Annotated in this window: 16 protein-coding genes; 8 read left to right on the forward strand and 8 right to left on the reverse strand. The window is 47.7% G+C overall.

Features of this window, described 5'->3' with window-relative positions:
- Positions 1-3,979 (reverse strand): amino acid adenylation domain-containing protein (locus ABWO75_RS09990; RefSeq protein ID WP_353185099.1); only part of this gene is annotated, 3,979 nt, incomplete at its 3' end.
- A 554-nt stretch (positions 3,980-4,533) separates the two neighbouring features.
- Here ABWO75_RS09990 and ABWO75_RS09995 point away from each other — a divergent pair.
- From ABWO75_RS09995 to ABWO75_RS10005, 3 genes are all read left to right on the forward strand, one after another.
- Positions 4,534-5,637, forward strand: a complete 1,104-nt coding sequence (locus ABWO75_RS09995) for a ThiF family adenylyltransferase (RefSeq protein ID WP_353185102.1) — start codon at positions 4,534-4,536, stop codon at positions 5,635-5,637.
- 80 nt (positions 5,638-5,717) lie between these two features.
- The gene (locus ABWO75_RS10000) at positions 5,718-6,344 is read left to right on the forward strand and encodes a hypothetical protein (protein ID WP_353185104.1); all 627 of its coding nucleotides are present in this window, start codon (positions 5,718-5,720) and stop codon (positions 6,342-6,344) included.
- Between the two features lie 6 nt (positions 6,345-6,350).
- Complete coding sequence (locus ABWO75_RS10005; RefSeq protein ID WP_353185106.1) at positions 6,351-8,558, forward strand: sensor histidine kinase; 2,208 nt, start codon at positions 6,351-6,353, stop codon at positions 8,556-8,558.
- A gap of 24 nt (positions 8,559-8,582) precedes the next feature.
- Here ABWO75_RS10005 and ABWO75_RS10010 read toward each other — a convergent pair whose 3' ends face one another.
- Both ABWO75_RS10010 and ABWO75_RS10015 read right to left on the reverse strand, forming a co-directional pair.
- Positions 8,583-9,047: a response regulator gene (locus tag ABWO75_RS10010; RefSeq protein WP_353185108.1), complete on the reverse strand. Its 465-nt coding sequence runs from the start codon at positions 9,045-9,047 to the stop codon at positions 8,583-8,585.
- A gap of 115 nt (positions 9,048-9,162) precedes the next feature.
- Positions 9,163-11,799, reverse strand: a complete 2,637-nt coding sequence (locus ABWO75_RS10015; protein ID WP_353185110.1) for a valine--tRNA ligase — start codon at positions 11,797-11,799, stop codon at positions 9,163-9,165.
- A gap of 92 nt (positions 11,800-11,891) precedes the next feature.
- Between ABWO75_RS10015 and ABWO75_RS10020 the strand changes: the two genes are divergently transcribed.
- The 4 genes from ABWO75_RS10020 to ABWO75_RS10035 all read left to right on the forward strand — a co-directional run bounded on the left by ABWO75_RS10020 (position 11,892) and on the right by ABWO75_RS10035 (position 16,264).
- Positions 11,892-12,764, forward strand: a complete 873-nt coding sequence (locus tag ABWO75_RS10020; protein ID WP_353185112.1) for a DMT family transporter — start codon at positions 11,892-11,894, stop codon at positions 12,762-12,764.
- Positions 12,761-13,381 carry an IMPACT family protein gene (locus tag ABWO75_RS10025; protein ID WP_353185114.1) on the forward strand — a complete coding sequence of 207 codons (621 nt, stop codon included), beginning with the start codon at positions 12,761-12,763 and terminating at the stop codon, positions 13,379-13,381. The genes ABWO75_RS10020 and ABWO75_RS10025 overlap by 4 nt, the downstream gene beginning before the upstream one ends.
- 67 nt (positions 13,382-13,448) lie before the next feature.
- A complete protein-coding gene (locus tag ABWO75_RS10030; protein ID WP_353185116.1) occupies positions 13,449-15,902 on the forward strand; it encodes a penicillin acylase family protein in 2,454 nt (817 codons plus the stop codon).
- A complete protein-coding gene (locus ABWO75_RS10035; RefSeq protein ID WP_353185118.1) occupies positions 15,899-16,264 on the forward strand; it encodes a hypothetical protein in 366 nt (121 codons plus the stop codon). Before ABWO75_RS10030 ends, ABWO75_RS10035 begins: the two co-directional genes overlap by 4 nt.
- An 11-nt stretch (positions 16,265-16,275) precedes the next feature.
- Here the strand turns inward: ABWO75_RS10035 and ABWO75_RS10040 are convergent, their stop codons facing one another.
- The 5 genes from ABWO75_RS10040 to ABWO75_RS10060 all read right to left on the reverse strand — a co-directional run bounded on the left by ABWO75_RS10040 (position 16,276) and on the right by ABWO75_RS10060 (position 21,627).
- A complete protein-coding gene (locus ABWO75_RS10040) occupies positions 16,276-17,553 on the reverse strand; it encodes an anthranilate synthase component I family protein (protein ID WP_353185120.1) in 1,278 nt (425 codons plus the stop codon).
- 7 nt (positions 17,554-17,560) lie between these two features.
- Positions 17,561-18,835 carry an adenylosuccinate synthase gene (locus ABWO75_RS10045; protein ID WP_353185122.1) on the reverse strand — a complete coding sequence of 425 codons (1,275 nt, stop codon included), beginning with the start codon at positions 18,833-18,835 and terminating at the stop codon, positions 17,561-17,563.
- Between the two features lie 173 nt (positions 18,836-19,008).
- Positions 19,009-19,506, reverse strand: a complete 498-nt coding sequence (locus ABWO75_RS10050; RefSeq protein WP_353185130.1) for a Fur family transcriptional regulator — start codon at positions 19,504-19,506, stop codon at positions 19,009-19,011.
- Between the two features lie 148 nt (positions 19,507-19,654).
- Positions 19,655-20,161, reverse strand: a complete 507-nt coding sequence (locus ABWO75_RS10055; protein ID WP_353185124.1) for a DinB family protein — start codon at positions 20,159-20,161, stop codon at positions 19,655-19,657.
- 68 nt (positions 20,162-20,229) lie between these two features.
- Positions 20,230-21,627: an exonuclease domain-containing protein gene (locus tag ABWO75_RS10060; RefSeq protein ID WP_353185126.1), complete on the reverse strand. Its 1,398-nt coding sequence runs from the start codon at positions 21,625-21,627 to the stop codon at positions 20,230-20,232.
- Between the two features lie 322 nt (positions 21,628-21,949).
- Here ABWO75_RS10060 and ABWO75_RS10065 point away from each other — a divergent pair.
- Positions 21,950-22,153, forward strand: a 204-nt coding sequence (locus tag ABWO75_RS10065) for a hypothetical protein (protein WP_353185128.1), incomplete at its 3' end; no start/stop codon positions are given.

Consider the following 22,153-nt stretch of genomic DNA (forward strand, 5'->3'; position numbering starts at 1 on the left):
ATGAATGGAAAGCGTGACTGGTATGCAGCAGACGGTTTGCGGTTCCTTGTTCGGTCAACACTGCTGAGAATGCCGTTACGGCACCTTTTTCTCCTGAAACAACGGTAAGCACCGGAGCATTTGCTGCGGCAATGGAAAGTTCTTTGGGAAGTATTGCCCTTACCTCAGATTCAGACAGGCGGACTGACAACATATTGCCGGCCGGCAATTCCTGAATCATCGCTGCCCGTGCCGTCACCAGTTTTAACGCGTCTTCGAGTGAGAAAACACCTGCTAAGTGAGCTGCCAGAAACTCGCCTATACTATGACCGATATAGGCTTGAGGGCGGAGCCCCCAGGCGGTCCATGTCTGGGCAAGTGCATAGGAAATAATAAAAATGGCCGGCTGCGTATAATAGGTGTTTTTCAGTTTTTCAGCCGCTTCTTCATCAGCCGCTTCAGGATAAATAACAGCGTAAAGTTCTTTTCCAAATGCAGGATCAAGTAAAGCGATGCACTGGTCAATAGCTTTCTTGAAATGAGGCTCTTCCTGATATAGCTCCTTGCCCATATGCACAAATTGGGCACCCTGTCCGGGAAACATAAAAACCACCGAATCCAGGTCCTGCTCCAGCTTCTTTGCGGCTTCCTGGAGTAAGGAAGGACGCGTCAGTTTTTCCAGCAAAGCGTCAATAGACGCTGCGGTTAAAACCGCTCGGTGGTTGTAATCCTGGCGGGTTTTCAGTAATGTGTAAGCAATATCTGTTAATTCGGTTCCCGGTTGCTCCCGTAAGAAGGAGGCAAGCCGGTTAGCGTATCGCTGTATGCTAGCTTCCGATTTTGCAGACCAGCAAATCAGCTGTTCTGTTCGTCGGGGTTCAATTGGCTGTTCCGAAGGGATGTTTGGAGTAACGGGTGCCTCCCCGAGAATTAGATGTAAGTTAGTGCCCCCCACACCGAAGGAACTGACGCCCGCAATCCGTTGTTCCTGTTCCCAGTCGCGGAGAGTCGTATTTACATAAAACGGACTGTCGGCAAAATCAATAGCCGGGTTGGGACGCTTATAATGTACCGTGGGAAACAGCTGTTTGTGGTACAGCGAGAGACAGGTTTTGATAATTCCTGCAATTCCTGCAGCATGGGTTAAATGCCCAATATTGCTCTTTACCGAGCCAATGGCACAGTATTGCTTTTCCGAAGTTTCACCAAAAGCCTGTGAAAGGCCTTCAATTTCGATTGGATCGCCAATCGGCGTAGCCGTACCGTGTGTTTCTACATAAGAGATAGCTGCTGGTTGTAGGTTGGCATTGGCAATGGCCATTTCGATGGCTGCGCGCTGCCCATCCGAACTTGGTGCGGTGAAACTGCTTTTCCGATTGCCGTCATTATTGATCCCAACGCCTTTGATAACGGCGTAAATCGTATCCCCATCGGCAAGCGCATTGTCCAGCGGCTTTAATAATATCGCACCTGCACCATCACTAAAAACGGTTCCCGTAGCATCTGCATCGAACGGCCGACAATGTCCATCTTTACTGAACATTGCGCCTTCCTGGTAAATATGACCACTTTTCGTAGGAACATGAATGGAAGCACCTCCGGCAATAGCCAATTCACAATGGCCATGTTGTAGACTCTCAACTGCCTGGGCAACCGCGAGAGCGGAAGTAGAACACGCAGACAATACACTTACGGCCGGCCCCTTCAGGTCCAAGTGGTATGCGGTACGGCTGCTGATGTAATCCTTTTCATTAACATAACTGACGGGTAATTTTCCCAGTAAGTCAATCTTATCCGGATGGGAGAGTACATTATTTAAAAAATAGTGATTAGTTCCACATCCGGCAAATACACCAATGTCCTGTTCCTTCTTTGCTGATAAGTTGCCTGTTTTTTCAAGTAGGTTATAAGACAACTCTAAAAAAACACGTTGCTGGGGATCCATCACCTCAGCGGTGGTGGGGGATATGCCGAAAAACGCGCAGTCAAATAATTCAATGTCATTGATCACGCCCCGGGCAGCAACATAGTCGGGGTCTCGTTTGAGCGCGTCCGTCACTTGCGGATCCAGCTCTTCGGGTTTAAAAAATGTGATTCCCTCTTCGCCCGCCCGCAACAGTTGTAAGAATTCCTCAATGTTGGCTGCTCCCGGCAAAACCGCTTCCATGCCAACAACAGCAATCGGCATCGTTTTATTTTGGCGGACCGGCCTCCTTTTGCGCTTAGTGGGTTGGGCAATGCCGTCCTTATCCGCAAAGTATGCAGCAATGGCGGCAATGGTCGGGTGCTGATAAAGCTTCGTAATCGGAAGTTTATGCCCTGAATCGTGCTGAAGCTGGTTGACCGTCTTTTGCGCCAGTAAGGAATTTCCACCCAGATCAAAAAAATTATCATGTATCCCCACACGGTCGAGATACAGTAACTCGGCCCATAGTGCGGCTAGCTGTTTTTCCAGCGGACTGGATGGATTTTTGTACGGCACGTTGCCATCAGGCCGTTTAAGTATCGGCAACGTAAGTGCCTTGCGATCTACTTTCCCACTGGCAGTTTTGGGAAAAGCGTCGACCCATATGAATGCACTCGGCATCATATACGCCGGCATCTGTGATTTTAGTTGCTGCTTAATTTCTTCCAGTCCCCGATCCTTTGAAGCAGGAATGAGGAACGCGACCAGTTTCTTTTCAGATGTATCCTGGCCGAAAGCCTGAACAATAGCATCTTTGACTTGGGGGAGGCGGTTTAATTGGACTTCGATCTCACCCAACTCAATGCGATATCCCCTGACTTTTACTTGGTGGTCTTTTCTGCCCAAAAACTCAAAATTGCCGTCCGGCAGTTCACGTACGAGGTCACCCGTTTTATAAATCCGATCTGTGTTTCCCTGGTGTTCCCAGTTAATAAACTTCTCGGCGGTGAGTGCTTCCTGATGTAAATAGCCTTCGGCAAGGCAGGTGCCACCAATATATAATTCACCTACAGCCCCCGGTTGAACCGGCTGAAGTTCGTCGTCCAGTATAGCGAAATATACCTGATCGATCGGGGTGCCAATAGATGGCAACTCAGGCCAGTCCTGCGGACTCCCGGTCAACTCCAGGGCAGATACCACATGGCATTCCGTTGGCCCATATTGGTTGTACAATTTGGCCGCCGGCAACGCTGAAAAGAATTTGACCAACTGTGCCGTGATTTTTAACTGTTCGCCTGCTGTGATAATTTCCCGAAGGGATTGCGGATAAAGGCGATGGTGATAAGCCGTATCTGCCAATAATTGCAAAGCAACAAAAGGCAGAAATATGCGATTGACGCTGTAGTCGTCAATAAACATTAAAAGATCAACTGAATTAAGCCGGGTATCATCATCTATCAGCGCCAACGTGCCACCAGTGGTAAGGGTAGCGAAAATCTCTTGAAAAGAAACGTCAAAAGTCAATGGAGAAAACTGAAGAGTGACGCTGTCCTTGCCGGCAATGGAGTGCTGGTGTTGCCATTGCAGTAAATTAACCAGGGGTCCATGACCCATCAACACACCTTTTGGGGTCCCCGTTGAACCCGAAGTATATAATACATAAGCATTGCCGAATTGATTTGATGCGGTTAGCTGATGACTTTCTTCTGCTGCATCCGGCGATAATACCTGTATAGCCAGCTGATTGAAAAACGACCGTTCATTATCGATTGCGATGCAACACGCAAGCCGTGAATCAGTGATAATCTGTGTTAATCGCTGTTCCGGATAATCTTTATCCAAAGGGATGTAGGCCTTTCCAGACTTAAGAATGGCCAAAACGGCGATGATTGTTGAGATACCCCGGGTTGTACTAATGCCTATGAAAGGGTCGTCCGGATAGTTGACAATAATTTTGTTGGCTAATTGAGTTGACCGAATATCAAGTTCAGCATAGGTAATCGAGGTATTCCGGTAAATTATTGCGGTACCTGATTGATGTTCGGCAACAGAAGCCGCGAAAAGCTGGTGCAGATAATAACCTTGCTGATTCATGCGTATAATGTGAAGACCGGTTGTTTAGGAATAAGTCAAATTTAAGATATCATGTGCGAACATACAAAATAATATGTTAACCTTTGATAAAAATCATTTTATTCAGTTTTTCGATATATAGCACAAATTATTTCGTAAGTTGCCGACGATTGACCAATGATATTGGCAAAAGGAACGGCCAAATCTGAACAGGGGTAATACGCTTAAACTTGAATGAAGTGTTTGGAGCCCGTTAACGTTTTTCTAGCTAATTTTAAGCAAAAATACCTGAAAAAATCTTTTGTATATAAAAAAAAGATAAAAGTATGAGTTGGAATAAGAATTACGAACAGTCTTATTATTTTTGTAACGAAAGATTAAATTAACATCAGTGTCTTATTTGGATAAACCTGCTTATACGTTTCATTTTCGTAAGTGACTGTTAGTCAGTTTTCTTTCGGTTCGTTGATTCAGTATAGGGAACGATGCATATTCATTTTAATGTATTCGATAAGCATGTAGCCTATTTCGATTAGGCAGTAAAGTATAATAACTTATATCGATTAAGTAGTATTATGAACACAACATATCGGCCGTTGTTATTTAGAAGACGTAATGGGCAGGATGCGGAAGCAATGGATCATCTGTTACTTGAAAAACCCCTTATCGAAAGCGTAGATACGATTCATGCGCAGCTTGGCGAACTCATAAAAATAAGGAATCCGACAGAAAAAATAACCGATGACAAAAGACACCAGTTGATCATGGCTCATGTTCAGCCGGACACCAGCTTGGAAGATTATGGAGTTTGGGCCTATTACCCTTGGCTGAATAAGATTATTCATTTACTGGATGAAGAAGAATTTATTGAAGTCCGGACAAACAGGAACGTATATAAAATTTCATTTGAAGAAGTTCAGGCATTGCGCAAAATGAAAATTGGCGTGATCGGACTCTCTGTAGGACAAAGTGTTGCGGTAACAATGGCAATGGAGCGTATTTGCGGGGAATTGCGCCTGGCTGATTTTGATACATTGGAGCTGAGCAATATGAATAGAATCCGTGCCGGAGTACATCAATTGGGCGAGAACAAAACCGTTATTACGGCACGTCAAATAGCCGAAATGGATCCATATATAGAAGTGCATTGTTATTCCGAGGGAATAAATTTTCAGAATATTGATGATTTTCTTACCGGAAACGGCGCACTTGATATGCTGGTGGAGGAATGTGATGGTATTGACGTAAAGATTCTGAGCCGGCTTAAGGCACGTGAGTTTGGCATTCCCGTGATCATGGATACAAACGATAAAGGAATGCTGGATATTGAACGGTTCGATTTAGAAAGGAACCGACCCATATTTCATGGCCGGCTATCGGCTATTGAAGGCCAGTCGTTCGCTCAACTGGAAAAAACACTGAAGGATTTAACTATACAGCAAAAAATCCAATACCTGGTTGAAATTATCGGCATGGAAAATGTCTCCGAGGCGATGAAGTTATCACTTCAGGAAATGAACAGAACGATTACCGGCTGGCCGCAGCTGGCATCGGCTGTCATGCTTGGGGGAGCAATGGTAACGGACGTTACTCGCAGGTCTCTATTAGGAAAATTTTCAATCTCCGGTCGATATTTTGTCGATTTTGAAGATTTGATACAAGAGGAAAAAGCTAACTAAGGAAGATGGTTCTAATCCGAACTTTTATAGCGCCCGACGATCCTGAAGCTTGCGAGAAGTTTATTGTAGGACACCGAAAATTGTTGGAGATTTTTGGGATCAGTCAAATCACATCAAATAGGCAAGATTGGGTAGACGACCCGAATACCGTAGTTATCCTTGTCGAAAACCCGGAAACAGGTACGGTTTACGGTGGGGCTAGGGTACAGCTTGCGCGCAGCAGTTTAACACTGCCTATTGAAACGGCTATTGGCCGTTACGACGAACGGATATACGATTTGATCCGGTCGGATGAGTTGCGGGGAGGGACATGCGAAATATGCGGGCTTTGGAATTCAAGGGAAATCGCTGGCATGGGAATTGGTAGCTACATCCTGGCCAGAGTGGGGGTAGCCATTACAACCCAACTGCCGGTAGCCAGCCTGCTGGTATTATGCGCACCGATTACGGTGAAAATGGGATTGCGTTTGGGATGTGAGGTCGAAAAGTCGCTGGGTAACAACGGGCTGTTTTATTATCCTAAAGATGACCTTATTGCTACCGTGATGCGGATGCACGATATCCATGACCTCAGTCGGGCGACCGATACAGAACGTGAAAAAATACTATCATTACGAAATAACCCGCAACAGGAAACCTTAGAGAGAGGCCCGAAAGGAGAGTTCCCAGTAAGATACGATTTGAAAGTGCCTGAATTTAATTTATAAGTGACTATGTATTCCTCTACTAGAATATGGGCTGTATTGTCGGTTATTTGTTTCAGCGTATTGAAACTTGTAGCCGCGGAAGATCAGCGGGTAGTTTCATATTTGAATAGTGAAAAATTAGTGACCCTCAGCGAAAGCATATACATTTATGAGGACACAAATAGGACCCTGGACTTCGCGGCAGTAAAGCATATGCCGTTTAATCGTAATGAAAAACAGGGCATGATCAACTTTGGGTTTAGCCGTTCGCATATCTGGCTGAAATTTACCATTAACAATCAGACCGATATACAAAAACTTTATTTGATGTTAAGTGAGCCCGCAATTGATCGGGTTTCCATATATACCGAAATGGCCGACGGAACAATCCGGGCGGACACATTGGGGCAATATAAACCCTTTTGGGAGCGGTATGTAGATGCTCCGGACTATATTTTTCCGATTGATGTCAAGACAAACACCGCCCAGACGTTTTATATGCTTGTTTCGTCTAACGACCAAATACAGCTGCCTCTTTTTTTAGGAACCGAAGCGCTGATCAATAAAAAGAACTCAACCAAAAGCTTGCTTTTTGGTCTGTATGCAGGTGCGATTCTAATTATGATGATCTATAACCTATTCCTAAGCATATCAACAAAAGGGGGAGGCTATACATTCTACATTATATATATTCTGTTTGTCGGCTTAACACAGGCGATGTTTCAGGGATATGCATTTATGTACCTGTGGCCGGGAAGTCCATGGATGGCGAGGTACAGCTCTGTAATTATACCGGTATTATCCGGACTTTCCACCATTGCATTTATCCGGACGTTCTTAAAAACCAAAAGGAATGCACCAAAACTGGACCGCGGGATTGATATTGTCATCATCCTGTATCTTGTTGGTTTGATTGTCGGCTTGGTTAATATTCATTTCGGCGCCATGTTTCTTCAGACGATGGCATCCATCGGCATCATATATGTGTTGTATGTGATCAATCAGATCCGGAGAAGTGGACATCGTCCGGCAAAGTTTATTTTTATTGCTTTCTCGTTGTTTTTCCTGAGTGTCATCCTATTTGTACTCCGTAACTTTAACGTGCTTCCCTATAATAATTTCACTTCGCATATACTGGAAATAGGGTCAATAGTGGAGATTTCACTGTTGTCCTTTGCCCTAGCCGACCGGATCAATTTTTATCGGCGTGCAAAGGAAAAATCACAGGCACAGGCATTGCGTGTCTTTCAAAAGAATGCGCAGATCATCCGCGAACAGAATGTGTTTTTGGAAACAGAAGTAAATAAGCGAACGGCAGATTTATTGTTGGCAAATCAGAGCTTGGAGGAGGCGATGACTGATCTTAAGCAGACGCAGACACAATTGGTGGAATCTGAAAAGCTGGCCTCGTTGGGTATGCTGACGGCCGGTATCGCACATGAGATTAACAATCCCATTAATTTTGTAACCGCAAGTGTGAAGCCGTTGAGTAGGGATGTGGATCAGCTCATTGAAGCGATGGAAACAATAGAAGGAGTCGGATTAAGCGATCAACCACCCGAACAGAAAGCGATTTCTATAGCCGAATACAAAGAAGAGATTGACTATGATTATCTTCGGGATGAGATCAACCTATTATTGAAGGGAATCGAGGAGGGTGCTATGCGCACTGCGGAGATTGTGAAAAGTCTGCGGGTATTTTCAAGGGTAGATGAAGATGATTTGAAATTCGCGGACGTTAATTTAGGGCTTGAGTCTACGCTGGTTATCATTAACAGCCTCTATAAGGAAAAGATCGAAGTAATACGTGATTTTGGCGACATACCGTATATCGAATGTTTTCCAAGTAAGCTGAACCAGGTTTTCCTGAATCTCCTAACGAACGCGATTCATGCCGTGGACGAGAAATTTCAGGGGGCTCCGGGGGGTAGGATCCTGGTAAGCACCTCTTGCGATGAGCAGCATGTGCTCATCAAGGTAACGGATAACGGTATCGGAATCAAAGAAGACCTGAAAACTAAGATTTTCGATCCATTTTTTACTACGAAGGATGTGGGGGAGGGTACTGGACTGGGGCTTGCCATCGTTTCTCAGACAATCATTAAACACAACGGCGACATTAACTTTGTCAGTGACGAAAATATGGGGGGGTGCGAATTTATTATAACTTTACCAATCACACAGCCATCAGTTTTAAGAGATGCTGACACGAATAGCGTAGAAGACGAAGCGTAATTGTGCCGGAAGACCGTCGTTTATTTACGATAATAGTTTCTGCCGCAATAAGAATTCAAGTTGTTCATTAGTCACGGACAACTGCTCATTCTCTTCCTGCATTTTCTTTTTTTCCAGGTAAGCCATGTAAGCCTTTTGAATGGTGTCGTCCAATTCAGTTTCGTTCCAGGGCTTGTTTAGGTAATGGAAGATCTTGCCTTTATTTATCGCATCGATTACCGCTGCCATATCCGTATAACCGGTTAGCAGAATCCGAATCGGCTCCGGGTATATCGGAATAATTTGTTCCAAAAATTCAACCCCGGTCATTTTTGGCATTCGCTGGTCCGTAATGATGATATCAAATTGCTTCTCTTTTAGCATCTCAATGGCATCCTGCCCGCTCAAGGCTGTTTCAATGGCATACTTGGTCCTGAACGAGGCTTTGAAAGAGATTAGGTTATGCTCCTCGTCATCAACAAACAAAATTCTGATTTTTGGTAGACCCATAACACAATATATTAGCAACGGTATATTTAACCAGCCATTATAATGCCAAACTTATAGAAAAATGTTTTTATATGCAATTCTATTTGGCAGGAGTTGCGTTAAAAATGATATTTTTTTAATCCACTGCCAGCAGCCTATTGAGGCTGTCCTGCAATAACCCGATCTTGGCTTCCGCGTCGACTTTCTTTTGTTGCTCATTTGCCACAATTTCCGCTTTGGCATTTTGTACAAAACGCTCATTTGACAGCTTGGCATTTACGGATTTCAGGAAGCCGTTGAGGTATTCAATTTCTTTGGTGAGTCGCTGTTTTTCGGCTTCAGCATCAATATTCTGGGCAACGTCTACATAAAACTCATCCTGACCGATCAGAAAACCGGTGGCTCCGGTAGCTTTTTCGTCAGAAAAAGTGATCGTCGCTGTGTTAGCCAGCTTTTCGATACAAGCAGCGTAACGGCCATAATCCATTTCGGAGTGCGTGTGAATAGCCAGCGGCAATGCCGTCTTTGGGGATATGTGCTTGGCATTCCGCAGATTTCTTATTTCGGATATAGCCTGTTGTACTAAATTAAATTCATTGAGGTTGTTTTCGTCAAATAGCCCCCCCAGTGGATAGGTGGCCACAATACAGCAGTCAAGTTTGTCGCGTTTTCCGAACAGTTCATCGTGCCAGAGTTCTTCGCTGATAAACGGCATAAACGGATGAATAAGCTTTAATAGCTGTTCAAAATGATACTTGGTAGCCTCATACGTCTCGTTGGCGATAGGCTGTTGGTACGCCGGCTTTACTAATTCGAGATACCATGAACAGAAGTCGTCCCAAATGAGTTTATAGGAAGTCATCAGCGCGTCTGATATCCGGTAGTGGAAAAAGTGATCATCAATCTCTGCCAATGCCTGATTAAATCGATTGGCGAACCAACGGCCGGCTTCCTGCTGGGCTGCAGTCTGAGGGATGTCCGCGACTTCCCAACCCTTGACTAAACGGAATGCATTCCAGATTTTATTGGCAAAATTACGCCCCTGCTCACAATAAGATTCATCAAACATCAGGTCGTTACCGGCAGGGGAGGATAGCAGCATGCCCACCCGTACGCCGTCGGTGCCGTATTGTTCCATCAGCTGGATCGGATCCGGTGAATTTCCCAGCGACTTGGACATTTTGCGACCCAGTTTGTCTCGGACGATGCCGGTGAGGTATACGTTGCGGAAGGGAGGCTTGCCGGTATATTCATGTCCGAAGATGAGCATCCGGGCAACCCAGAAAAAGAGGATTTCGGGGGCGGTTACCAAGTCGTTGGTCGGGTAGTAGTAACGGATATCGGCATTATCTGGATGGGCGATCCCGTCAAATACCGACATCGGCCATAAACCGGAGGAAAACCAAGTGTCCAGTACATCATCTTCCTGTCGGATGCTATCCGTTGATTTTCCTTCCGCAATAAACAAAGCCTTGGCTTCTTCTTCCGTTTTGGCTACTACCCATTGATTTTGGTCATTATACCAGGCGGGAATGCGCTGTCCCCACCACAACTGCCGACTGATGGTCCAGTCCTTGATGTTCTCCATCCAATGACGGTAGGTATTGATGAATTTATCCGGTATAAGCTTGACGTCACCCTTAACGACGTACTCCAGCGCAGGTTTGGCCACCTCCTGCATCCGGCAGAACCATTGCATGGATAGCCGCGGTTCAATAGCGGCATCCGTGCGTTCAGAAAACCCTACCTGCGACGTGTAAGGTTCAATTTTTTCCAGGTGACCGGCTTCATCGAGGAGCTTTACAATTTCCCGGCGTGCGGCAAAACGATCGAGGCCAATTAGGATTTCCGCTCGCTCGTTCAATGTGCCGTCATCATTCAGGATGTCGATAACCTCCAGGTTGTGACGTTGCCCAAGTTCGTAATCGTTCAGGTCGTGCGCCGGCGTCACTTTAAGACAACCGGTTCCGAAAGTGGTATCCACGTAAGTGTCTTCAATTACCGGAATCTCGCGGTTAATCAGTGGTACGAAGACTTTCTTTCCTTTTAAATGGCGGTAACGCGTATCGTCGGGGTTAATACATACCGCTGTATCGGCCATAATTGTTTCGGGACGTGTCGTTGCGATGGTCAATGAAGCCGGTCCGCCGGCTGCGTCCCGAACTGTGTAGCGGATATAATAGAGCTGTTGATTGACTTCTCGACGGATAACCTCTTCATCCGACAGCGCGGTCCGGCCCTGGGGGTCCCAGTTAACCATGCGTACTCCGCGGTAAATGTAGCCTGCACGGTACAAGCGGATGAAGGTATCGATAACGGCATCGCTAAGCGTAGGATCCATCGTAAATTTCGTTCGGTCCCAGTCGCACGAAGCACCCAGTTTTTCCAGTTGTTTCAGGATGATGCCGCCATATTTTTCCTTCCATTCCCATGCATATTCCAGGAACGCTTCGCGGGTCAAGTCTTTTTTATTGATGCCCCGCTCGCGGAGCATCGCCACAACCTTGGCTTCCGTTGCAATGGATGCGTGATCCGTACCCGGTACCCAGCAGGCGTTCTTGCCCTGCATGCGCGCGCGACGGATCAGGACATCCTGGATAGTATTGTTGAGCATATGTCCCATGTGAAGCACACCGGTGACATTAGGAGGGGGCATCACAATGGTATATGGTTCACGCCCGTCGGGGACCGAACGGAAAAAACCATTATCCATCCAATAGCTATACCATTTGTCTTCGGCTTCTTTGGGATTATATGTTTTTGCTATGCTCATGTATTCGCGATTTTGGACGCAAAATTAGCGAATTTAACGGAGATTAACGGCTTCATCTGTATATTACGTACTTTTGCAGACACGCTTATTCAATGCCTATGGTGTATGTGCTTTTCAGCGCACTATGCAGTGTCGCAGTTTCGGTTATCCTTAAGCTGGCCCGCCGCTATTCGGTTGATTCGCGACAGCTTATCGTGTGGAATTATCCGGTAGCCACTGGCCTTACCTGGCTTTTACTTGATCCGGTCTTTACCGGTTTCCAGCCGGAGGCGCTGCCGTGGCTCCTGTACCTTGTGCTGGCGTTCCTGTTGCCTGGAATTTTTCTGGCCATTGCGGCATCTATACACTATACTGGAATTGTGCGTACGGAAATCGCGCAACGACTGTCATTGTCCATCGCATTATTGGCGGCGTTTTGGCTGTTTGGCGAAACCGTCGACGGAGGGAAGCTGACAGGCATCGGACTGGGGTTCGCTGCTATCGCATGTTGCATTGGCTGGCACAAGCGAAGCCGCAGGCCAGGGAATGATACCGTTAAGGCATGGGTGTACCCATTGGTGGTCTTTTTCGGTATGGGGATCATTGATGTCTTTTTTAAACAGGTAGCCCAGCATCGTGAAATTCCTTATACGACATCCATGCTGTTGGTATTTGCACTGGCTACCCTGATTTCGCTGGGCTACATGGTTTACCACACCACGACGGGGAAGGGTCGGTTTTCGGTTGCGGCCGTTTTTTGGGGGCTGTTGCTGGGCATATTCAATTTTGGCAATATCCTGCTATACATGCGAGCCCACAGGGCGCTGTCGGAAAACCCTTCCGTTGTGTTTTCTGCAATGAATATCGGTGTGATCGCCTTGGGAGCGTTGGTAGGCGTCTTTGTTTTTAACGAAAAATTATCGGTATTAAATAAAATTGGAATGGCTTTGGCGATCGTAGCCGTACTTGTCATCGCATATTTATGAGCGCAACATCTTACCGGACAATTGACGCGTCTACGGAAGGACTGTTCAGGGACAAGGGAAGCAAGTTTATTGCTTATGCCTATCCCATTCACAGTGACCAGGAAGTAAAAGACAGGCTCTCGGCATTAAAACTACATCATCCCAAGGCCCGTCACCATTGCTGGGCATACCGGCTCACGCCCGATCGGACGGTATTCCGATTGAACGACGACGGGGAGCCCACGGGAACAGCCGGAAGACCCATACTCAACACCTTGCTTTCCCATGACGTAACCAATATCATGGTGGTTGTGGTCCGTTATTTCGGCGGTACGCTCCTCGGTGTACCCGGCCTTATCAATGCCTATAAAACAGCTGCACAGGAGGCACTTACGGCGGCTAATATCATTGAACTTACCGTCAACGACCGCTTTGTATTGGCGTTTGATTACCCGCAGCTTAACCAGGTCATGCGTATTATAAAAGAAGGCGGATTGAAACTTATCAAACAGAATTTCGACAATCGTTGTACCGTAACAATGGAAATACCCAGGGCGCAGAAGGCGGCTATCCTGCATAAGCTGAATAACATAGCAGATCTGATCATCACTGAAGTAGGCACATCCGGTGTCGGGTAGGTTTAATTTGCTTAATCTGTCACATTTGCTTAAATTTGGATCAAACGGTATGTGCCCGATGACCTAAATGATGAAAGTTATCCGCTGTTTCTGGCCTCTGTTTGTTGCGGCAGGACTGATTTACCTGTTTGGTAACGCCTGGGGTACGATTCCACCGATGGGTAAGTTGTTGAGCCCGTTTCATGGCTATCTGCAAAATGCGGAGACAGCAGTGCCGTCGGGGAAAATGGAATTGGCAGTGGATGGACTGAAGGAAGCTGTGACAATTTGGTACGACGATAATGCCGTGCCCCACATTTTTGCACAGAACGATGAGGACCTGTATTTTGCCCAAGGGTATGTTGTTGCGCGGGACCGCCTGTGGCAGATGGAATTTTATACGCTGGTAGCGGCTGGCCGCCTGACGGAGATTGTGGGCGACGCCGCGTTGGCGTTTGACCGCAAAAATAGGCGGATGGGAATGGCCCGATCCGCAGCTACCATAGCCGAAAAACTGAAAACTGACACCTTGTCCAATAAAATAGCCACGGCTTATGCGGCGGGGGTCAATGCCTACGTCGACCAATTACGCTATCGGTCGTTACCGATCGAATACAAACTGTTAAACTATTCCCCGGAACACTGGTCGCCCGAGAAGACCATCTTAATGCTAATGAACATGCGGAATACGTTGAACGGGGGCAGTAACGATGACCGGTTGACGAATGTGCTGGCCGCATATGGCCCAGATGTAATTGCCGACCTGTTTCCGGATTATCCGGGGGTAGAATCGCCTGTTATTCCTGTAGGCACGCCCTGGGAATTTACTCCCCTGACCACTCCTCCGGTACCGGACACGACCTGGGCAATCCCCGGAGATCAGCGGATGGCCATGGGAACAGCCGCTCCACGGCCAGAGGTTGGCAGCAACAACTGGGCCGTACACGGCAGCCGTACCGCCTCGGGCCTTCCGCTGTTGGCCAATGATCCGCACCTGCAGCTGACACTGCCGTCTATCTGGTATCAGATGCAGTTGTCGGCTCCGGGGGTAAATGTATATGGGGTAGCATTGCCCGGTACACCGGCCATCATCATCGGGTTCACGAAAGACATTGCATGGGGGGTTACCAATGTAGGGTCGGATGTGATGGATTTTTACCGCATACGGTTCCGAGACAGCACGCGTCGGGAATACTGGCATGATGATTCTTGGAAGCCGGTTGTCTTCCACACGGAAACATTCAGCATAAAGGGCAGCGCCATAGTGCGGGATACCGTACTGTATACCCACCATGGGCCGGTAGTGAACCAGGGTAGCGAAGCGTCAGTAGGTAATATCCCTGCAGGTTATGCCATGCGCTGGATAACCAATGAAACCGACGGCTCGGACATGTTGACGTTCCATTACCTGAACCGGGCAAAGGACTATGACGACTACCGTCAGGCGCTGACTTATTTTGTGGCGCCGGCGCAGCATTTTATTTTTTCGAGCAACGGGAACGATATCGCCATTACATCCAACGGCAGATTGCCATTGAAATGGGAAGGGCAGGGAAAATACTTGTTGGACGGCACCCGCGCCAGTCACGATTGGCAGGGGTGGATTCCCGCGAGCCAGAACCCGACGGTAAAAAACCCACCCGCTGGCTTTCTGAGCTCGGCCAATCAGTTTCCTACGGATACCACCTACCCATATTACCTCGACTGGAAATTTACCCACTCCAGCCGTGCACTCCGTATTAACGAACGGTTGGCTGCCATGAGCGGAGCCAATGCAGATAGTCTACGCCGGCTGCAGAACGATAATTTTAATGTGGATGCGCGGCGGATCTTACCTACGTTGATCCCAGTTTTAGCGTCAATTGACAGCATACGTAAACTTTCCGAATTTACCGTGTTAAGCGAATGGAATTACCGCAACGATGCGCAGGAAACAGGTGCTTCCATTTTTGAATACTGGATTCCCGAATTACGGCGGGCACTGTGGGATGACGAATTTCCGATGGCCGGGCAGATGCTATATCCGAGCCTTGATCGCACGTTTTCGCTGATTGAAAATGACCCGGTAGCCAGCTGGTTTGATAATACTCACACCAGCACGAGTATTGAATCCATGAGTGATGTTGTTGCTCAAAGCTTTATGGCTGCACTCCATAAGCTACGTGAACAGTTTGGCCCATTGTCTTCGAATGACTGGGCTTGGACACATGTAAAACATACGAAGATTATGCATTTGGTACCCGCGTTTACGTCATTTGGGCGGACGGGTATCCAAACCGGCGGTGGCGGAGAGGTAATCAATGCAACAACGGCCACACACGGTCCATCGTGGCGGATGGTGGTCCAGCTGGATCGCGATTGGCCAACGGCATACGGATTATATCCAGGCGGCCAATCAGGCAATCCCGGGAGCCCTTTTTACGACAATATGATTGATCGATGGGCAACCGGAAAATTAGATACATTGCTATTTATAAAAGATTTAAAATCAATACCTAAACAAATAATGTATCAGTTTTCACTGAAACCCAAGCGGCAATGATCGGATTATACCTGTTGATATTGGTTGTTGGTGCAATAGCATCTTATGTCGGCCCATGGTGGGCCATTGCACCGGTCTGCTTTATCCTGTGTTGGTGGAAAGGGAAGACGGCGGTAGCCGCATATTGGATTTCTGTAGCCGGTGGCGTCAGTATCTGGCTGACGTATGCATTGTATCTGCACACTGCTGCCGAAGTCGACTTGAGCAGTCGCGTGGCGGGAATCTTTCCGGCTGGGCTGGGAATGGACGGGATACCCGGTATAATCCCGCTTACCTTCCTGGCGGTACTGATTGTTGGTCTGGTGAGCGGTTTCTCCGGTTTAGCGGGGATACGTGCGCGGGCATTTATCAACCGTTCATAGCGATGAACTCATTAATGACTCTTAAGCACTTCAAATAATGCCTTTCCTTTCAGCAGACACTCGTTGTATTCCCTGTGTGGATCTGCATTCCCGGTGATAGCTCCGCCGGTATGGAATGATAGGTATCCATTTTCTGCATTATATAGCATGGTGCGAATGACCACACTGAAATCAAAATTACCCATCGGGCTGAAGTAGCCGATCGCGCCGGAATAAATACCCCGCCTGCTATACTCGTAGCGGTCTATCAGTTTCATGGCGCTGATTTTCGGAGCGCCCGTCATTGATCCCGGTGGAAAGGTGTCGCGGATAGCGGTCGTTGATGATAATCCGTCGCGTAACTGGCAAGTGACCGTCGACACGAGTTGGTGTACCTGTTTGAAACTATGTACCTGCAGCAATTCAGTTGCCTTTACGGTGCCGGGCTGTGCACTCCGGGTAAGGTCGTTGCGCACCAGGTCAACAATCATGATGTTTTCACTGATTTCCTTGGGGCTCGCCAGCAGGGCGTCCTTTAATTGCTGGTCTTCTTCTGCATTTTTTCCGCGCGGAGCCGTGCCTTTAATAGGCTGTGATAGTAGCGTGCTACCATTTTTTGAAAGGAACCGTTCGGGTGATGCTGACAGGATGTATTTCTGGCCGTATTTAAAAAAACAGGAAAACGGTGTCGGTGATAATTCGTTCAGTTTGCGATACGCTTCCAGGGGCCGTAAAGATGTGTGTTCCGAATAAAATTCCTGACAGAGGTTCACTTCGTAAATGTCACCTTGCTGGATATGCCGCTGCATATTGGAAAAGGCTTCAAAATAAGCGGATCGGTTCATGCGGTATTGCAAATGTCCATGAAATTCCACCGGCGCATTGATTACCTCGGTTTGGATAATCTCCTGATAGATGGCCTGTGGCTTGGCGCCCTTGATTTCCACGTTATACCGTCCGATGAGCAATACCGTCGCTGGAACAAAAAAATAAGCGTCCGGAAAGCCCGTATGGTTGGGGTGCCGGGATTCCAGTCCTTCGATCTCATTCTTTAAATCGTAACCCAGGAATCCCGGTAGCCAGGTTCGTGGATGGGCATCAATGAATTCCTGCAGCTTTTCAAAGGTGTTGTCTCCGTCGGAAACAAAAGAGGCAGACTCACCTACGGCGAGGAATACGTGAAGGTTACCATACTGATCCCGATAGTTATTGGAATCCAGATAACAGGCACAATCGAACCCGGAAGCCCATTGCAACGCCTTTTGAATGAATGTGTCGCTGTCGTCGAGGTGGTATGCCGATGATACCATTGTTCAATTAACTCAATAAAAGCGTTTGCTTGCGGTCGGGGCCTACGGAAAGATACTTAATGGGTACGCCGAGGTGCTCTTCAAGGTAACGGATGTATGCCTGTAATGTCGACGGGATCTGTTTTTCGTCAGTAATTCCGCATAAGTCTTCGTTCCATCCTGCTAGCTGTTCATACACTGGTTCCGGTTTCAGACTGATGATATCGTAAGGCATATAGTCAATTTTTTCGCCGTTCTGGATATAATGTGTGCAGACATAGATCTGCTCAAAACCACTCAACACATCAGCCTTGGTCATTACCAGCTCGGTAACCCCATTGAGCATGATGGCATATTTCAGTGCCGGCAGGTCGATCCAGCCGGTCCGCCGCGCACGTCCGGTGGTAGCACCGAATTCGTGCCCCAGCTGCCGGAGTTTCTCACCGGTTTCATTTTCCAGTTCAGTAGGGAAGGGACCACCGCCCACACGGGTGCAGTAGGCCTTGAAAATACCAATTACCTGTCCGATCTTGGCGGGGGCAATACCCAGCCCGGTACAGGCGCCCGCTGTTGTGGTATTCGATGAGGTGACGAAAGGATAGGATCCAAAATCAATGTCGAGCAACGTGCCCTGCGCTCCTTCGGCCAGCACCCGTTTTCCTTCGCGGAGGTATTGGTTAACGAGGTGTTCGCTGTCTACATGCGGAATAGACTTAAGGAATTCCACGGCTTCAAAAAATGCGGTCTCCCGGTCCGAGAAATCGGGGATCTCACCGTAATGTGCCAGGATTGATTTATGCTTATCCACCAGCTTCCGGTACCTGTCCATGAAATCTGGCAGGGTAGTATCGCCCACGCGGAGGCCATTCCGGCCGGTTTTATCCATGTAGGTCGGGCCAATCCCTTTCAGGGTCGATCCAATCTTGCCAGCGCCCATTTTGCTTTCCGAAGCAGCATCCAGTAGTTGATGCGTGGGCAGTATCAGGTGTGCTTTTCTTGCAATAACCAGTTTTCCCGCGGTCACGGGATCGAAACCGTTTTGTTTAAGGGCGTCCAGTTCCCGCTTGAGGATGATGGGGTCGATAACCACGCCATTGCCAATGAGGTTGAGCGTTTCCGGATTGAATATTCCGGATGGAATGGTGTTCAATACATATTTCTGGCCATCAAATTCGAGCGTGTGTCCCGCATTCGGGCCGCCTTGGAACCGAGCGATTAAATCATATTTCGGACAAAGTACATCAACGATTTTTCCTTTACCTTCATCGCCCCATTGCAGGCCCAAAAGCACATCAACTTGCATATTTTTTTCGTATTGAAAATTGAAATCCTATTCTAATCCGCACCCGGACAAACCCGGAGCAAAGCTAACATAATTTTAATATTCTCCGAGGTTTAAATCGAAAAGCGTGTCCTGTCTGTCATTTGTCAATCGTTGGTGCCTGTGTATACCGGGAGGTGGTCTGCCAGGGCTGTTCAGTGCGCCGTTGCCAACACGTCATCCGTTGCTGTCGGAACCGCGTTTTTCTTTGCAGCGCAATCGCTACACACGCCATACAGGTTTAGGGAGTGGTGTTTAATGTCGAATTTCAGAAGGTCGCCCATCATGCTTTGAATCTGATGGATCCGGGGATCGCAGAACTCGACAACTTTTCCGCATTCGATGCAGATAATATGGTCGTGTTGCTTATATCCATATGATTTTTCAAATTGGGCCATGTTTTTGCCAAACTGGTGTTTGGTAACCAAATCACACGAAACGAGTAATTCCAGCGTATTGTATACCGTAGCACGGCTCACCCGGTATTTTTTGTTTTTCATGTGGATATATAACGATTCCACATCAAAATGATCATTGCGCGAATAAATTTCTTCGAGAATAGCGTAGCGTTCCGGTGTTTTCCGGAGGCTTTTGTTTTCCAGGTACGCCTCGAAAATTTTCTTTACCGTCTGGTAGTTTTCCGTTTGAGTCATCATCCGAAAGTTTAATGTACAAATTTACATAAACTCGCTTGGATATGCAAGTTTGCGATCACGTGCATATCCAAGCGGTTTCAACATTCCGGATCGTTCCGCGGGCGTCATGTGAAAACCTCACAACTTGCACAGCAGGCATCCGTCATTAACGGTCCCAAAATGGAGGCGGCTCGATACCCAGATCACGTAGGTAAACATATCCCTGTCCGCGGTGATGGACTTCGTTATCGATAAAATAACACAAGTGCCACCAAAGCTGCCCTTGCCATTGGCCGAAAGCAATGTCGGTTTCCTGAAAGCGCCCGGGCCTCAGCCGTGTCCAAACGGTGTTGATGTATCCGGTGCTCCAGTCCCATAAGTCCAGAATTCCCTGTTTTGTGGTTGGCGCAGGATCCGGTCCGTCGGTCCCTAGCAGCGCCGGCAATTCCTTCCATTCGGCAGCAGCAATGCCGTGTGCACCCGTTGCCGCCATCCGGTTCAATTCCATGGCCAGCTCGGCAAATGTGCGCATTCCGCCAATCGAATGGGAGAAAAGTTTATCTTCAGGAAATGCCTCGATTACCCGACGAGTAAGGCTGCGGTGCCCCTGCCAATGATCCAATGCCTGTGCGGAGGTGAAAATCGTGTCCCCTATGGTGCGCTGTGTTGTCATTTTTATTGTTTTTGATGAATGGAACAAAGAAACACTGCGCCGCTGACAACCCTATGGCAGCTGCTGGTTTACAAAAAAGGAAATTCCGTTAGTCGGTCCGTTTTCCAGATTTTTAAGGGATATTTTTCTGCATAGGCATTAATCAGCTGCATCATGTAGTGGGTGCCAGTATAGCGGGTCAGCGAAGCCTTAAGTGTTTCGGTGTCGAGGAATGAATCCGGGCCGGAAGGAAAATATCCCATGCCATATAAATTACCGTTTTCAATCCATATACAGCTTTTTTCATTTCTGCTTCGTCCCTGGTCAATCACTACAAAATTAGCGTTGGTACGTTGCAGCCCGCGGAGTGCCGCCCGGAGCCGCTCGTTGTGTTGTTCGGGGGGCACCGCATGTGGACTGACGGCATGAAGGCTCGCTGGACCTCCGAAGGAACAGTATCGCCGGTCAAGTTCAAATTCGTTAATCAACGCATGCAGCGAATTAACAGCGTCCATCTGGCGGTAAAACACTTGCACAGGTGGGTGACCTTTGCCATATTTTCCTACAGCAAGCCGCAGGTAACCCTGCTGGTCTTCATACATGTATAAGGCAAATTTGGGTTCAAAACGCTTCAGCGCCCGATTGTATGCTGGCCAAAGTCGTTTAATTTCGGTAGCTTCCAACAAAAGTGCCATCAATTCGGTGCCACAGGATTCGTGGGTAACGGAATGGATGTGACGCAGGAATTGCTGGCGCTGCGGGTTGGGATTATGTCCGGTAAAATGAGCGGTTACGCGGTTGTGGATATTCAAAGCTTTGCCGACGTAAATCACCTTCCCGGTTTTATCTCTGAAATAATAGACGCCCGTACTGTGGGGTAGCCGGTCTACCTGTTCCTTTGACAAGTTGGGAGGGAGTTGCTGATGTCCTGACGTTTTTTTAAGCATTTCCCGGATGGTACCTGCGGTATCCCATTCTAGCAGTTTGGTGAACAGTATTGCGGTAGCCGCTGCATCTCCGCCCGCACGGTGCCGGTGAGTGATCGGTATCTCCAGCGCATCACATAACCGACCAAGGCTGTAAGAGGCTAAACCTGGCCGGATTTTTCGGCTCATCCGCACGGTACAGAGTTTAGGGGCTGCATAGGTGTAGCCGGCTGTCTGAAGGTGATGCTTGATAAACGAATAATCAAAATTGACGTGATGGGCAACAAATATACGGCCATTCAGCAGGTCGAAGATCCGCCGGGCCACTTCGTTGAATGCCGGGGCGTTGGCCACCAGTTCGTTATTTATGCCCGTAAGTGCCTGGATGGATAATGGGATGGCACATTGGGGGTTAATCAATGTTTCAAAGCGTTCCACTACGTTTTGCCCATCGTGAATGAGGATGGCAACCTCCGTGATTCCACTCCCCGCGGCGTACCCGCCGGTTGTTTCGATATCCACAATGGCATATTCCAGTATATTGATGGCGGTGCTGCTCATTTTATGCTGTAAAAGTACTAAAATAATTAGTTATTTACTAAGCTGTATTTTGGTTTACTTATTGTTTCCTGTCTTCGAGATGGCTTCGGACCGGCTAGGGGTTAGCTTCGGACCTTGGTCGCACCTTGGTCGGTCCTTCTTCGAGTTGGCTTCGGGATTTTCTCGACCAAGGTCCGAAGCCGATCCCTCGCTGTTTCAGAAACATAGCCCGGGCGGTAGCAAGGACCGGGCTCCGATTTTCCTGATGGTGGTAACTCAAAGTAGATTAAAGACTACGATTTTTATGTGTATTAGCTAGACTTCCCGAGATGCCGGCAGGAGGATGCAGCTATCACGGACGAAAACGGGAAAGCGACCGTTTCATTTTACACAGCTGACCGTTCGGGAAGCTATTCGATCCGAATGGAGGGGATGGACGGCGAAGGAAATTTCGGTCTCCTTTACGAGCAACTCCGGGTCGGGAATTAAGGAAAGGCGTATTTACAGCTTATTGGTATCCCAGCAGCCGGAGTACCTGTTTGCTGTT

Source organism: Parapedobacter lycopersici, assembly GCF_040395035.1.
GTDB lineage: Bacteria > Bacteroidota > Bacteroidia > Sphingobacteriales > Sphingobacteriaceae > Parapedobacter > Parapedobacter lycopersici_A.